General features: G+C 73.6%; 10 protein-coding genes and 1 pseudogene. 5 read left to right on the top strand and 6 right to left on the bottom strand.

Annotated elements, in window-relative coordinates; genetic code table 11:
- Positions 1-177: 177 nt before the first annotated feature.
- Entirely contained in the window at positions 178-1,329 is a 1,152-nt protein-coding gene (locus tag EXW95_RS11410; protein WP_174367553.1) for a lipopolysaccharide assembly protein LapB, read from the top strand.
- A 47-nt stretch (positions 1,330-1,376) separates the two neighbouring features.
- Here the strand turns inward: EXW95_RS11410 and EXW95_RS11415 are convergent, their stop codons facing one another.
- A complete protein-coding gene (locus EXW95_RS11415) occupies positions 1,377-2,342 on the bottom strand; it encodes a GTP-binding protein (RefSeq protein ID WP_174367554.1) in 966 nt (321 codons plus the stop codon).
- A gap of 231 nt (positions 2,343-2,573) precedes the next feature.
- On the opposite strand from EXW95_RS11415, the pseudogene EXW95_RS20660 reads away from it, so the two are divergent.
- Together EXW95_RS20660 and EXW95_RS20665 are read left to right on the top strand one after the other, a co-directional pair.
- Positions 2,574-3,080: pseudogene (locus EXW95_RS20660) on the top strand (ABC transporter transmembrane domain-containing protein); the annotation flags it as partial.
- 130 nt (positions 3,081-3,210) lie between these two features.
- Positions 3,211-4,335, top strand: coding sequence for an ABC transporter ATP-binding protein (locus tag EXW95_RS20665; RefSeq protein ID WP_371810028.1), 1,125 nt, complete (start codon positions 3,211-3,213; stop codon positions 4,333-4,335).
- A 3-nt stretch (positions 4,336-4,338) separates the two neighbouring features.
- Here the strand turns inward: EXW95_RS20665 and priA are convergent, their stop codons facing one another.
- Complete coding sequence (gene priA, locus EXW95_RS11425) at positions 4,339-6,816, bottom strand: primosomal protein N' (RefSeq protein ID WP_371810029.1); 2,478 nt, start codon at positions 6,814-6,816, stop codon at positions 4,339-4,341.
- 233 nt (positions 6,817-7,049) lie between these two features.
- Between priA and EXW95_RS11430 the strand changes: the two genes are divergently transcribed.
- Positions 7,050-7,985 (top strand): DMT family transporter, encoded by a 936-nt coding sequence (locus EXW95_RS11430; protein WP_174367555.1) that lies wholly within the window; start codon positions 7,050-7,052, stop codon positions 7,983-7,985.
- Here the strand turns inward: EXW95_RS11430 and EXW95_RS11435 are convergent.
- Positions 7,915-9,150 (bottom strand): metallophosphoesterase, encoded by a 1,236-nt coding sequence (locus tag EXW95_RS11435; RefSeq protein ID WP_371810030.1) that lies wholly within the window; start codon positions 9,148-9,150, stop codon positions 7,915-7,917. The two genes, EXW95_RS11430 and EXW95_RS11435, sit on opposite strands and share 71 nt — an antisense overlap.
- A gap of 261 nt (positions 9,151-9,411) precedes the next feature.
- Here EXW95_RS11435 and EXW95_RS11440 point away from each other — a divergent pair, with 261 nt between their 5' ends.
- Positions 9,412-10,983 (top strand): hypothetical protein, encoded by a 1,572-nt coding sequence (locus EXW95_RS11440; RefSeq protein ID WP_174367556.1) that lies wholly within the window; start codon positions 9,412-9,414, stop codon positions 10,981-10,983.
- Here the strand turns inward: EXW95_RS11440 and EXW95_RS11445 are convergent.
- The 3 genes from EXW95_RS11445 to EXW95_RS11455 are packed head-to-tail and all read right to left on the bottom strand — an operon-like array spanning position 10,970 to position 13,598.
- The gene (locus EXW95_RS11445; protein WP_174367557.1) at positions 10,970-11,767 is read right to left on the bottom strand and encodes a DNA polymerase beta superfamily protein; all 798 of its coding nucleotides are present in this window, start codon (positions 11,765-11,767) and stop codon (positions 10,970-10,972) included. The two genes, EXW95_RS11440 and EXW95_RS11445, sit on opposite strands and share 14 nt — an antisense overlap.
- Positions 11,734-13,020 (bottom strand): AAA family ATPase, encoded by a 1,287-nt coding sequence (locus tag EXW95_RS11450; protein WP_174367558.1) that lies wholly within the window; start codon positions 13,018-13,020, stop codon positions 11,734-11,736. Before EXW95_RS11450 ends, EXW95_RS11445 begins: the two co-directional genes overlap by 34 nt.
- Positions 13,017-13,598 carry an RNA ligase family protein gene (locus tag EXW95_RS11455; RefSeq protein WP_254605597.1) on the bottom strand — a complete coding sequence of 194 codons (582 nt, stop codon included), beginning with the start codon at positions 13,596-13,598 and terminating at the stop codon, positions 13,017-13,019. Before EXW95_RS11455 ends, EXW95_RS11450 begins: the two co-directional genes overlap by 4 nt.
- Positions 13,599-13,730: the final 132 nt, after the last annotated feature.

Consider the following 13,730-nt stretch of genomic DNA (forward strand, 5'->3'; position numbering starts at 1 on the left):
CCTGTTTTACCAGACGCCCCCGGAAGCGACCCTGCCCTGACATCCAGATCGCGGCGGGCGGCGGGTGGGCGGAGCGTGAAGTGCGCCTTAAAGAAACCGGCCCACGCGGGTCAGGCTCAGCTGCTCAGATGACCGGACGACCCTCGGCCCCCCCGTCCCGCCTTCAAGGAGCCCCTCATGCGAATCAACCTGCTGACCCTGACCGCCACCCTGGCCCTGACCGTCCCCCTGCAACTGGCCGCCGCGCAGACCGACACGACCCAGGCCACCACCACCCAGACGCCTGCTGCGCTCGCCGCCGACGCCCGCGCCCTGGCTGACCAGGCCCGCGCCACCTACCCCAGGGGCAGCGCGAACATCGACCAGACCCTCTGGAAACAGGCTGCCGCCGCCGCCGAGGCTGCCGTCGCCGCCGCGCCCGGCAACCCCGAGTACCTGAAACTCCGCGCCGCCATCTACACCGAGGTCGGCTTCTGGAAACAGGCCGAGACCACCTGGACCGCGTACTTCCAGGCCGCGCCCAGCGCCGTGCGGAACACTCCCGAAGCGAAGAGTGCCGCCACGGTCCAGTACAACCTCGGGTACGCCGCGTACACCCGCAACCAGCCGGATCAGGCCGCGAAGTTCTTCGACACCTGCCTCACCTTCGACCCCGCCAGCGCCCCCTGCGCCACCTGGGCCGCCCGCACCGCACTCGAAGCCGGGCAGTACACCCAGGCCCGCACCCTGTACGACCGGGCGCTGACCCTGAACCCCGGCGACAAGACCCTGGCGTACTTCCGCGCCCTGACCGACAGGGCCGCGCAGTACGGCCCCGCCGCCACCCGCGCCTTCAGCCGCGCCTACGGCGACCTGGACGCCGGACGCAAAGCCCAGGCGCTCGCCGGATTCCAGGAAGCCGCCCGCAGCGCCCCCAACTTCGCCGACGCGCAGCGCGAAGCCGGACGCCTCGCCCTGGACCTGAACGACACCCAGGCCGCGCTGGACGCGTACACGGCCCTGGGCGCCCTGCCCGGCGCGACCGCCAGTGACAGATACAACCTCGCCCTGGCGCAGGAAGCGCAGACGTACGGCCTCCAGGCGGTCCGGACCTACCGCGCCGCCTACGCCAAGTACGCCGCCGGGGACAAGACCGCCGCCGAGGCAGGCTTCCAGGCCGCCACCACCCAGAACCCCAGATACGCCAAGGCGTGGGCGTGGCTGGGCCGCACCCGCTACGAACGCAAGGACTACCCCGGCGCGGCCGCCGCGTACACCCAGGCCGTCGCGCTGGACCCCACCGACAAGAGCAGCGCGTACTACCTGAAACTCGCCCAGCAGGGCAGGTAATTTCGGAAGGACAGCGGCCCCCTCGTCGCAGGGGGCCGCTTCGCGGTTCAGTCCGGGATGAGGTCGTGCGGGTCGGGCGTCAGGCACGCGGCCCACGCGGCCTCGAACTCCGCGCGGTCCAGGCCCCGGCCGATCACCACGAGTTCGGACGTGCCGTCACCTGCCTCCCAGGCGTCGGCGGTGAACAGGTCCCGCACCGCCTGGAACAGGATGCGCTGCGGGTACCCGAACAGGTCGAGGAACCCCTTGGCGCGCAGCACCTCGGCCGGGCGGGACAGCAGGTAGTCGGTCATGAAGCGCTGCCACGCGTACGGGTCCAGGGGGCGGTCGGCGCGCAGCGTGAAGGACTTCAGGCCCGGCGTGTGCGCCGCGCGGGTGTCCACGCCGTCCAGCACGCGCGGGTCGAAGTCGTCGCGGGCCAGCAGGGCTTCCGCGTCGATCTGCCCCTGCTCGACCCGCTTGATGTCGGCCAGGGGGTTCACGCCCCGTAGCACGCCCTGCGCGTGGTCCAGCAGGGCCGGGTCGGCGAGGTCCGTCTTGTTCAGCACGACCACGTTCGCGTACGCCAGCTGCCGCGCCGCCTCCGGATGCTCCCGCAGCGTCTGGAGGGCGTGCCGGGCGTCCACGACCGCCACGAGCGTCGTCACGCGGAACGCCGCGCGCACCGAGCGTTCCAGCAGCGTCGTCAGGACCGGCGTCGGGTCGGCCACGCCGGACAGTTCCACGATCACCGCGTCCGGTTTCTGCTCGCGCATGGCGATCGTCACCAGCGCCCGCAGCAGGTCGTCGCGGCCCGTGCAGCACAGGCACCCGGCCGTCAGTTCCGTCACGTCGTCCTGCAGTCGCTCGATCAGGCTGCCGTCCACGCCCTGCGCGCCGAACTCGTTCACGATCACGCCCAGCCGGTGCGGCAGCGACCGGATCAGGTGATTCACCAGCGTCGTCTTCCCGGCCCCCAGAAAGCCGCCCACCACCACCACAGGAATCCGGTCATCCGGGCGCGCACTCGTCATGCCGCGCAGCATACGAGGTGACCGGCGCGGGAAATGGAACGGGGAAGGCGGGACTCCTCACACGGATTCCGTCTGTTTCGTTGACAACCCGGCAGTGCACCGGGTTGCCAACTCCACGCCCGGAACCCGTTTCTCTCCTGCTCGCTCCGCTCGGGTTGGACGGTTTTACAAACCGTTCAACCGGAGTCCGTATCACAGGTGCGGGCGCGCCAGTGGCGTAGCCTCGCCCGTATGCCTGCCCCCTCCCCGGCTGTTCTGCGCCGCCTGTACGGGCTGCTCAGTCCGTACCGCCGCACGGTGGGCGCGGGGTTGCTGCTGCTGCTGGGGAGCGTGGCGGCGGAACTGTACCCACCGCTCGTGTGGATTCGCGTGGTGGATCACGGCATTCCGGAGCGGGACTGGACGTTCATCGCGGGGCAGCTGGTTCTGCTGGTGGCGGTGTTCGGCGTGCAGCAGGGCCTGTCCGCGTGGCGGGGGCTGCTGCTGGAGCGGGCCGGGCAGGCGTTCACGCGCGACCTGCGCCTGACGCTGTATCGGAAATTGCAGGGGCAGTCGGCGGCGTACTTCGAGGGGCAGCGCACCGGGGACCTGATCGCCCGCGTGACTGGGGACGTGGACGCGCTTCAGGACGTGCTGGTGCGCGGCACGGACGCCGTGCTGGCCAACGCCCTGCGCCTCATCGGGGTGATCGGGATCTTCATCGCGCTGCAACCGCTGCTGGGCATCCTGACGACCCTCCCGATGATCGCCGTGGCGCTGATGCTGCGCCGCTACGCGCGCACGGTGCGGCCCGCGTACCGCGCCGCGCGCGCGCCGCCTGGGGGACCTGAGCGCGCTGATCACGGACCGCCTGAGCGGCATACGCGTCGTGCAGGGCTTCGCGCGCGAGGACGCCGAGGCCGACCGCATCCGCGCCCTGGGCGACGAGCTGTACGCCGAGGGCGTGAAGGCCGTCACCATCCGCAACCGCGCCTTTCCCCGCGCGCGCTTCGTGGGGAACCTGGGGAACGTGATCATGCTGGGCGGCGGCGCGTGGCTGATCATGGCCGGGCAGTTCACGCTCGGCGGACTCCTCGCGTACCGCGGGTACGGGCGGTACTTCTACGGCCCCATTGACGACCTCGTGAACATCGGCGACCTGCTCCAGCGGGCCGAGGCGAGCGGACGGCGGGTGTTCGAGGTGCTCGACGCGCCCGTCCCCGTGCAGGACCGGTCCGGTGCGCGGCCCCTGCCGCAACCCGTGCGCGGGGAGCTGCGCTTCGAGGGCGTCACCTTCGGGTACGATCCCGCCCGGCCCATCCTGCGGGACGTCACGCTGCACATCCCGGCCGGGCAGCGCGTCGCCCTCCTCGGCGAGAGCGGGGCGGGCAAGAGCACCCTCCTCGCCCTCGTCACCCGCACCTTCGACCCGCAACACGGGCGCGTGACGCTCGACGGGCACGACCTGCGCCACCTCACCCTGCGTAGCCTGCGGGAGAACGCCGCCGTCATGGCCCAGGACACCTTCCTGTTCCACGACACCGTGCTGAACAACGTCCGCTACGCCCGCCCGGACGCCACCGACACCGAGGTCGAGGCCGCCCTGCGCGCCGCGCACGCCCACACCTTCGCCCACGCCCTCCCCGACGGCCTCCAGACGGTCGTCGGGGAACGCGGCGTGCGGCTCAGTGGCGGGCAACGCCAGCGGCTCTCCATCGCCCGCACGCTCCTGGCCCGGCCCAGCCTCCTGCTGCTCGACGAACCCACCAGCGCCGTCGACGCCGAGAGCGAAACCCAGGTCGTCGCCGCCCTGGACGAACTCACGCGCGGCCGCACCGCGCTGATCGTCACGCACCGCCCCAGCCTCGCCCGCACCGCCGACCGCGTCATCGTCCTCGCGGGCGGCAGGATCGTCGAGGACGGCCACCCCGACACCCTCCGCAGACGCGGCGGCGCATACGCCCGCCTGGAACGCCAGATGGGTGGCGAAATCATGCCCGAGGTGACGGGCTGAGCCTTACAGTCCGCCCCTCGGGTTGACGTCCACCCTGATTTTCGCTTTCCAGGTGCGGGTGTCGAGGATGCGGAGGAGTTCGCCGAGGCGGGTGTCGTTGCGGGCGCGCAGGAAGAGGTGGTAGGGGTACACGCCGCGCACGCGGGCGACCGGGCTGGGCGCGGGCCCGAGGACTTCGTGGGCGGTGGCTCCTGCGCCGTGGAGGGCGTCGGCGAGGTCCTGCGCGGCGGCCTGGGCTTTGTGCTGGTCGCGGGCGCTGATCTCGATCTGCGCGAGGCGGGCGTGGGGGGGGTAGTTCAGGGCGGCGCGGGCGCGTTCCTCGGCGGCGGGGTACGCGAGGGTGTCGCGGCCGTCCACCATGACTTTCAGGGCGGGGTGGTCCGCCTGGAAGGTCTGCACGAGCAGCATGGGCGCTCGGGTGGGGTGCCACTCGGCGAGCTGCCGCAGCAGGCGGTGGTAGCGCTCGGAGGCGCGGAAGTCGCTGACGTTCAGCCACGTGTCGGCCAGGGTCACGCCGATCAGGGCGAGGTCCGGCGGTGGCTCGTGTGACAGCAGGAGTTGCGTGCCGATGACGACGCCGCTCTCGCCGCGCATCAGGGGCGTGAGGTCGTCCTGGCGGTCCTTGTCGAGGCGGTAGACGGGGAAGCCGGGGAGGAGTTTCTGGACTTCCTGAGCGATCCATTCGGTGCCGGGGCCGCGCGCCTGCCACATGGGGTCGCCGCACTGGTCGCAGCGTTCGGGGATGGGCTGGTGGTACCCGCACTGGTGGCAGGTGAGCTGCCGCCCCTCGCGGTGGAAGCGCAGCGGGACGTCGCAGTTGCGGCACTGCGGGGTGTGGTCGCAGCTGCGGCAGCGCAGCAGGGCGCTGTACCCGCGTCGGGGCGCGAGGAGGGCCGCCTGACGGCCGCGTTCCTGCACCTGCCGCAGCACGCGGGCGAGGTCGTGGCTGAGGGGGTAGCCCTGGTCCCCGAGGCGCAGGTGCACGCTGGACAGCGGCCCCAGTTCGGGCTGTTCGGGCGGGTTGGCGTAGTCGACAACGTGCACGCGGGCGCGTGGGGGTGGGAGGACCGCGCCGGGGTGGGGGACGCTCTCGGCGGCGGGCGTGGTGCCCACCAGGGCCAGGGCGGCGTCGTGCGCGGCGGCGATGCGCGTGGCGAGGTCCGGCAGGAACGCGCGGCTGCCGCTCAGGAGTTTGTGCGCGTCGCTGGCTTCCTCCAGCACGATGATCAGCGCGAGGTCGTGCAGCGGGGCGGCCAGCGCGTGCCCGCTGCCGATGACGAGCCGGGCCTCGCCGGTGCGGATGAGCTGCCAGGTGTGGGCGCGCTGCGGTTCGCTGAGGGTGCCGTTCAGCTGTGCGGCCCGCGTGCCCGCATGTGCGGCGAGGCCGGAGAGGCCCTCCCAGGCGCGGCGCAGCGTGGCGTGGTCCGGCGCGAGGACCAGCACGCCGCGCCCCTGCGTGAGGAGCCGCGTGACGCGCGGGGCGAGCAGCGCGAAGCGCGCGCGGGCGCGGCCCCCGTGCAGCCGCCACACGGGGGCTTCCGGCAGCGGGTCGGGTGCCCCGGCGGGGTCGGGTTGCGGCCAGGGTTCCGGCAGGGTGGGTGGGGGCTGGGGCACCTCGATGGTGTCGGCCCAGCCGCGCAGGGCCAGCGTGCCCGCCTGCGTGGGCGTCAGCGGCACCCCGTCCGCCGAGGCGCTGTTCGCCCACGCGGCGTACGTGTCCACCGGGCCGTGCTCGTGCAGCCACGTCCAGGCGGGCGGTGGGGGGGCATCCACCAGCGTGTACGCCGCGCCGCCCGCGTTCAGGGCCGCCGTGACCACGCCGCTACTGACGCCCGCGCCTTTCGCCCAGGCGCTCAGTGTGTTGCAGGGACCGTGCTCGGCCAGCCACGCGGTGGCCTGCGCCTGCTTCGCCGTCAGGCCTGCCGGGGCCGGGGTCACGGCGCTCAGGACCGTCGCGGTGCGACTGGCGGGCGGCACCTCGTCCAGGGGGCGGGCGGCGACCGCGCCGCGCATTCGGGGGCGGGGCGTGAAGCGTTCCTCCAGCAGGCCCTGCTCGCGGATGGCGTCCAGCAGCGCGTCCGGGAAAGCCCCCGCGTCCGTCCAGCGTTCGGTGGGCGGGCGTCGCGCGAACATGCTCAGGTCCGCGCCCTCCACCGCGCGCACCATGTGCGTCACCTCGGCCTGCCAGCCCACGCCCAGCAGGTCGCCCCAGATCAGCCCGGCGGGAATGCGGGCGTCCGCCGCCCAGCCCTGCACGCCCGATGCGGTCGCCGGGGTCACCCAGGGGCAATCGGGGTCGTCCAGGACGTGCACGGCCTCCCGCAGGCGGTGCCCGCCGCGCCCGTCGCCGCTCCCGACGACCAGTCCGACCTCCAGCGCGCCGCGCCACGGCACGAGCACCCGGCAGCCCAGTGGCGCGGGGGCGGCCCAGCCGTGTGGCGCGGCGAAATCACACGGCCCGATGGGCAGATTTACGACCACCAGCCAGGATTCCAGAGGGGGGCGGCGGGTGGGGTCATCCAGCCTCCGTCCCGACCGGCGCGCCGCGCTGATCGGGGCCGAGCGGAGCGAGCAGGAGCAGGGCGACTTCCGGGCGTGGAGCCCTCGACTCGGCGCCGTTCCGGGTTGAGGGCGAAACAGACGGAAGCCGCATCACGTGCCTCAGGCTAGCGCGACCCGTGCCCCGGCAACGGTGAGGCAGTACCCTCGGGCGGATGACGGGCGCGGCGGGGGGCATGGATGTGCGCAGGGGCGTGCTGCTGGGCGTGACGTCCGCCGCGGCGTTCGGGACGCTGGGCATCTGGGGGAAACTGGCCGGGCAGGGGGGCCTGTCGTCCTTCACGACGCTGGGCTGGCGGTTCCTGATCGTGGCGGCGCTGCTCCTGCCCCTCAGCTCGCGCGGGGTCACGGGCGCGCAGCGGGCGCGGATGCTGGGCGTGGGCCTGCTGTACACCCTGGCGACCACCTGTTACTTCGGGGCGCTGGAGCGGGTGTCGGCGGGCGCGACGTCGCTGCTGCTGTACCTCGCCCCGGCGTTCGTGATTCTGCTGTCCTGGGGGCTGGGCCGCGCGCCGCGCCGCACGCAGCTGGGCGCGGTGGCGCTGGCGGGCGCGGGGCTGGCGCTGGTGGTGGGCCTGCCGTCCGCCGCGGACCGGGACGCCGTGGGCCTGGGTTTCGCAGCCGGAGCGGGCGCGCTGTACGCCGGGTATCTGGTCGCCAGCGAGCGGCTGCTGGGCGGCGTGAGTGCCCTGGCCGCCACCGCGCACATGGCGCTCGTCAGCGGGGTGGTGTTCGCCGCGCTGGCCGCCGCGCAGGGCACGCTGCGCGTCCCGGTCGGCGCGGCGCAGTGGGGGCCGGTCCTGGCGCTGGCGCTGCTGCCCACCATCGTCGCGGTGCCCGCCCTGTACGGCGCGATCCGGCACCTGGGGGCCACGCGCGCCAGCCTGCTGGGCACCCTGGAACCCCTGGTCACGGTCGCGCTGGCGGCCGTCATCCTGCGCGAGCAGCCCGGCCCCGGCGCGGCACTGGGCGGCGTGCTGATCCTCGCGGGCGCGTTGCTGGCCCAGTGGCCCGCGAAAGTTACTCCTGCGGTTGTCCCGGCGGCAGCGGACGTGGTGGCGGCGCGTACACCGCGCGGGCCGGAACGCTGAGCGTCTCCCGCTCGGGGTAGCGCAGCGCGGTCAGCGCCCCACCGAACGCGCAGCCGGTGTCGAGGTTCACGGTGTTCCCCACCCAGCGCGGCTCGGCGTGCGGCGTGTGCCCGTACGCGACCAGAGGCGCGCCCGCGTACCCGGCGGCCCAGTCACGCCGGACCGGGAGGCCCAGCTCGTCCCGTTCGCCGGTCGTGTCGCCGTACAGCGCGAAACTCCGCGCGCGGCCACTTCCGCGCCCGTGCAGGTGCGCCGGGAGGCCCCCGTGCGCCGCGATCAGCCGCCCCCCGTCCAGCACGAGGTGCGCCGGGAGCCCCTCCAGAAAGGTACGCACCTGCGCCTGGAACGTGGGCCCGGCCTCCTGAAGTTCCGCGAGGGTCACGTCCAGCCCGTGCAGAGGTTTCACCGCCTTGCCGCTCAGGGCCCGCAGGAGCTTCTCGTCGTGGTTGCCGGTCACGCACAGCGCCGCGCCCGACGCCACCATGCCCATCACCAGTCGCAGGACGCCCGCGCTGTCCGGTCCCCGGTCGGTCAGGTCGCCCAGGAACACCGCCGTGCGGCCCGCCGGGGGCGTCACCGACTCCCCGTCCAGGACGTACCCGAGGCGGGTCAGCAGATCGCGCAGTTCCAGCAAGCAGCCGTGCACGTCCCCGATCAGGTCGAACGGCCCGCTCAGGTCCCGGCGGTCCACCCGCAGCGGCACGCGCCGCACGCCCACCCGCCCGATCTGCTCGCCGCGCAGGTGCCACGCCTGCCGGAACCCCTCGGCGCGCAGGCCACCCGCCGTGCGCCGCAACTCCGAGACCTGCGCGATCAGCTCCTCGCGGGTCAGGGTGCCCCCGCTGCGCGCCTCCAGCACGGCGCGGTCCTCGTCGAGCAGCACGGCGACCGCCTTCACGTCGTGCTCGCGGGCCAGGGCCGACCAGGGCGCGCGGTCCAGGGGCCGCGTGGTCGGGGCGATCACGACCGCCAGTTCCCCCGCCGCCAGCCGCGCCGCGACCGCCGCGCGCAGGGCGTCCGCGTCCGGGAAGGCCCGCGCGTCGAACACCTCGCCCGGCGTGAAGTGCCGCGCGAACGCCCCCCGGCCCGAGCCGGGCACGCCCACGAGCAGCACCAGCGCCAGCGCGGGCAGCTCGATCACGTCGGGGGCGGCGGTCAGGGTCACGCCCCGTATCCTCGCACAGCTACCTCATACGGATTCCGTTTGTTTCGTGAACAGATCGGCACACCACCGATCTGCCCACTCCACGTCCGGAACCCGTTTCTCTCCTCCTCGCATCCGCTCGGATTGAATGGCTTATCAAGCCGTTCAATCGGAGTTGGTATCAGAGCAGACGAGGCGACCCCAGCCTGCAAGCTGACCGTCAGCTGATCTTGCGAGCTTCACCGCAGCTTCATGTTCCCCCCGGCCCGTACCATGCCCGCGATGCGCCGCTCCGTTCTCCTGCTGCCCCTCCTGATCGGCTCGCTGAGTACGGCCACCACCTCGCCCCGCAGCGCCGACCAGTGGTACGCGCAGGGCCGCGCCCAGGCCCGCGCCGGACAGTGGGGGGCCGCCGAGATCGCCTACCGGCAGGCGACCACCCTGAACCCCACCGCCGCGAACTGGCGCGCCCTGGCCGACACCCGCGTGCAGCTGCGCGACTACGACGGGGCCGTGCAGGCCTACGCGCAGGCCGCCGGACTGGCCCGCGCGCGCGGCGACCTGAACACCGCCCGCGCCACCGACCTGATCGCCGCCCGCTACCGCCAGGAAGGGCAGGCGTACCTGCTGACCCCCGCGCCCCTGACCCCCGAACCCCTGCCCGGCTGCGTGGCGCGGCCCGCCCGGCTGGAACCCACGTCCGGCATCCTGCTGGGCCGCTACGCCGACGAGCAGGCCCTGACCTCCACCGGACAGCTGCGCGTGGACCCGCGCCTGGGTACCCCGCTGGCCGTGAGCTTCCGGTACTTCACGCTGCGGGCCCCCGGCCGCGGTGAGGCCTTCCCGACCCGCTGGGTGCGCGCCGCGCGGCAGGCGGGCATGGCCGTGCACATCGCCCTGGAACCCGGAATGCCGCTGCGGCAGGTCACGGAGCAGACCCTCGTGCCCTTCGCGAAGGCGGCCCGCGCTTCCGGGGTGCCGGTCTACCTGCGGTTCGCCGGGGAGTTCAACGACCCCGCCAACGAGTGGAGCCGCGACCCCGCGCTGTACCGCGCCAAATTCCGCCTCGTGCACAGCGTCATGCGCAGACACGCGCCGAACGTCGCGCTGGTCTGGATGCCGATGGGCACCCGCCTGGACGTCGTGGGCAGCTACTACCCCGGCGCGGACGCCGTGGACTGGGTGGGCCTGAGCGTCTACGCCACGCCCTTCCGCAACGGCAACGTCCGCGACAGCGCCCTGACCGACAGCCCGCTGGACGCGCTGGACGTCATCTACCGCCGGTACGCCTGCGCGCACCCCATCCAGATCAGCGAATTCGCGTCCTCCAGCCGCAGCGGCGCGCAGCCCGCCACCGGGTACGCCGCATTCGCCGCCGCGAAACTCCGCGAAGCCTACTGGGGCGCCGCGCTGAAGTACCCCCGCGTGAAGAACATCAACTGGCTGGACCTGAACATGCTCGGCAACCCCTACGTGCAGCCCCGCCCCGTCACACGCCGCAACGACTACCGCCTGATCGGCAGCCCCGAGAAACTCGCCGCGTTCCGCGAACTCCTCACCCACCCGGCGTTCCTCACGCGGCCCGGCGCGGGCGCCACCCTCACCCCACGCGCGCTGCCCACCACCGTCAGCAGCGGCGCACCCCACAGCGGCAACCTCTGGATCAAGACCGTGGACGCCCCAGCCCGCGTCACCCTCACCCTCGACGGGCAGCCCGTCCCGGTCGGGCAGACCCTCCCGCACCCCTTCACGCTGGGCACCCTGAACCCCGGCCCGCACACCCTGACCGTCACCGTGCACAACCGGCAGGGCGAGGTGATCCTGACCCGCACCACCCCCTTCAGCGCGCAGTGACCGGCAGCGCCCCCAGGCGCACCTGAACCACCCAGTCGCTCACGGCCCGCTGCGCCGCGTCGGGCACCGCGTCCGGCAAGGGCGTCGAGAGGGGCGCGGCCTCCAGCTCCGCGAGCAACTTCCGGTGTGCGGCGCGGTACACGTCCAGCGGCTCCGGCAGGGCCTCCGCCTCCCGGCCCGAGCGCTTCAGGGCCATCAGGTCCTCCAGGAACGGCAGGCGCGCCCCGGCGTTCAGCGCGCCCAGGTTCGCCTCCACCTGACCGGTGCGCAGCAGGTGCAGCCCGGTCAGCACCGTCCGGAACGCGTACAGCAGCGGCTTCACGCGCGGGCCCTCGGGCGTGGCGGCCTCCTTCTCCAGCAGCCGCCACTGGTTCACCGTGAACCCCAGGTAATGCCCCGCGTGATGCCGCGTCAGCACTCCCGGCGCCAGGGCCACCAGCGCCGCGTGCGCCGCCGACGAGTGCACCACCAGCGGCGACAGCAGCTGCTCCAGCACGTACCCGTTCCGCTTCAGCAGCAGCCCCGCGAACTTCCGCGCGTCATGCGTCACCAGATCCAGTTCCACCACCCCGTCATCCCGCTCCAGCGACCACGTCCCCGGCCCCTCCCGCAGGCCCAGCACCTCCGCCAGCGGCAGCACATGCACGCCGCGCAGATCCCAGTCGCTGTCCGCACTGGGAAAGCCGTACAGGTGCGCCCCACTGACCGTCGCGAACACCAGCGGGTACGCGTGCTCCTGCACGGCGTCGGTCAGCTGAGGGGGAAAGGAGAGTCCAGCGTCCATCCGTCACCTCCAGGGGAGTGCAGCGTGACCTCGTGCGCCTCGCCGAGGTCCGGGAATTCCAGCATGCGCAGCTGATCGGCCAGGACCGCGCCCGGCACCACGCGCGCCCGCGCGGCGTTCCGCGACGCGGCGACGCCCGGCGGCGTCCACGCCACCCACAGGCGCGTCAGCGCCCCGTAATCATGCCCCAGCCCGAGCACCTGCGCCCGCTGATCCCGCCGCAGGCTGGTCGCGTCCCACACGACGTGTTCACGCCGCCGCAGGCCTTCGCGCAGCGACTCGCGGGCCGCCTGCATGACCTGCCCGTTCACCCGCTGATCCTGTGCACTGCGCCCCAGCTGCCCGCGCAGGGCGTCCAGACTGATCACCCGCGCCCCGCTCAGCTGGGCGGCCAGGGTGCTCTTGCCGCTGCCGGACGGTCCACACAGCATCGTCAGGCGCGCGAAGCCCTGCCGGGCGGCCGCCTGGACGCGCTGCGCGGCCTCGTGTGGCGTGTGGATCACGCCCGCCTCCCAGTCGGCCACGCCGCGCCCCAGCGCCAGGGCCAGCAGGTCGTCGTCCGCGCCGGGCAGCAGGGCGCGCAGCTGCTCGCGGAACTCGGTCAATGGTTCGGCGGTGTCCCAGACGCCCAGTTCCCGCGCGGCCAGTTCCAGCAGGTCGGCGGTGTCCTCACCCACGCGGGCGTCCGCGCCGCGCACCACCCGCCCGCGGGCGTCCGCGCGGGCCAGCAGCGTCAGCAGGGGCAGCGGCGCGCGGCGCGCCAGCGCGGGCACCCCGCGGTCCAGGTTCCCGTCCAGCGCGCGGTGCAGGCTGTGATGCGCCGCGACAAGCGCCAGTACGGTCCGCACCAGCCGCGCCGGAAACCCGGTGTCCAGCAGCCGGAACGACAGCGCGTCCCGCCCGCGCCGCGCATGCTGCGGCGACCGCACCCGCACTACCCCATCCTCGTCCGGCACGTCCCGGGTCGTCAGGGCCTTCCCCACGTCATGCAGCGCCGCCGCCAGAATCAGCGCCGCCCGCCGCTCACCCCGCAGGCCCGCCCCGTCCGCCAGTTCATGCGCCCAGCGAACGACCAGCGTCGAGTGCGCCGCGACACTGCCCTCGGCGTGCCACTGCGCGTCCTGCCGCGTGTCCGGCAGCCGCGCCAGCAGCGGCACGAACGGCATCAGCCCGGCACTGATCGTCTCGAACGGCACCCGCTCCCCGGCCTCCAGCCGCGCGAGGAGGGCCCCGGCCCCACCTGGCCCCCTCATGCCGGATCGTCCCGCAGCCCGTTGCGTTCCACCGGGCGGCTCAGCCAGTGCTCGTCGGTCTGCACGTGCCCGGCCCGCACCCACTTCGCCACGCGCCGCCCGAACTGCGCGTACCCAATCTCGCCGGTCACGCGCACCACGAAGCCTTCCATCCGCGCCGTGTCCACCGTCAGTCCCCGCAGGGCCGCCTCGTTCCACACGCCCCGGTACAGTTCCCGCGGGGTGGGCACCCCCAGCCGCGCCGCCCACTCCCGCACCTCGTCCCACGGGCGCGACACGTTCCGGTCATCCCACACGCTGAACAGGTAGAAGTACCCGGCCAGCGCCTCGTACCGCAGGCTGTGCACCGCGAACACGTTCTCCCCGCACAGCCGCCACCCGGGCGGGATCTCATGCCCGAAACGGCCCCGCTCGGCCTTCACCCACGTCCGCGACGGATGCGGGCGCGTATCCAGGCTGCGCGCGTGCAGGTCATGGCGGTACAGGCTGGTGTTCTCACCGTCGAGCTTCTCGGTGACGACCACCTCCTGCCCCTCCAGGCCACTCAGGTCCGGAATGCGGCGGTCATCGTTCTGCAACCCGGGCGACCAGGGCAGGTGGGGGTGGACGGGTACTTGACTCTCATGCAGGCTCACCGCCCGGCAGCCTAGCCGCCCCCCGTGCGCGCCCGCATCGGCCAGCCGCGCACCACCCGCTGAGCCGGATGGCGG

Origin of the sequence: Deinococcus sp. JMULE3 (assembly GCF_013337115.1) — a bacterium.
GTDB lineage: Bacteria > Deinococcota > Deinococci > Deinococcales > Deinococcaceae > Deinococcus.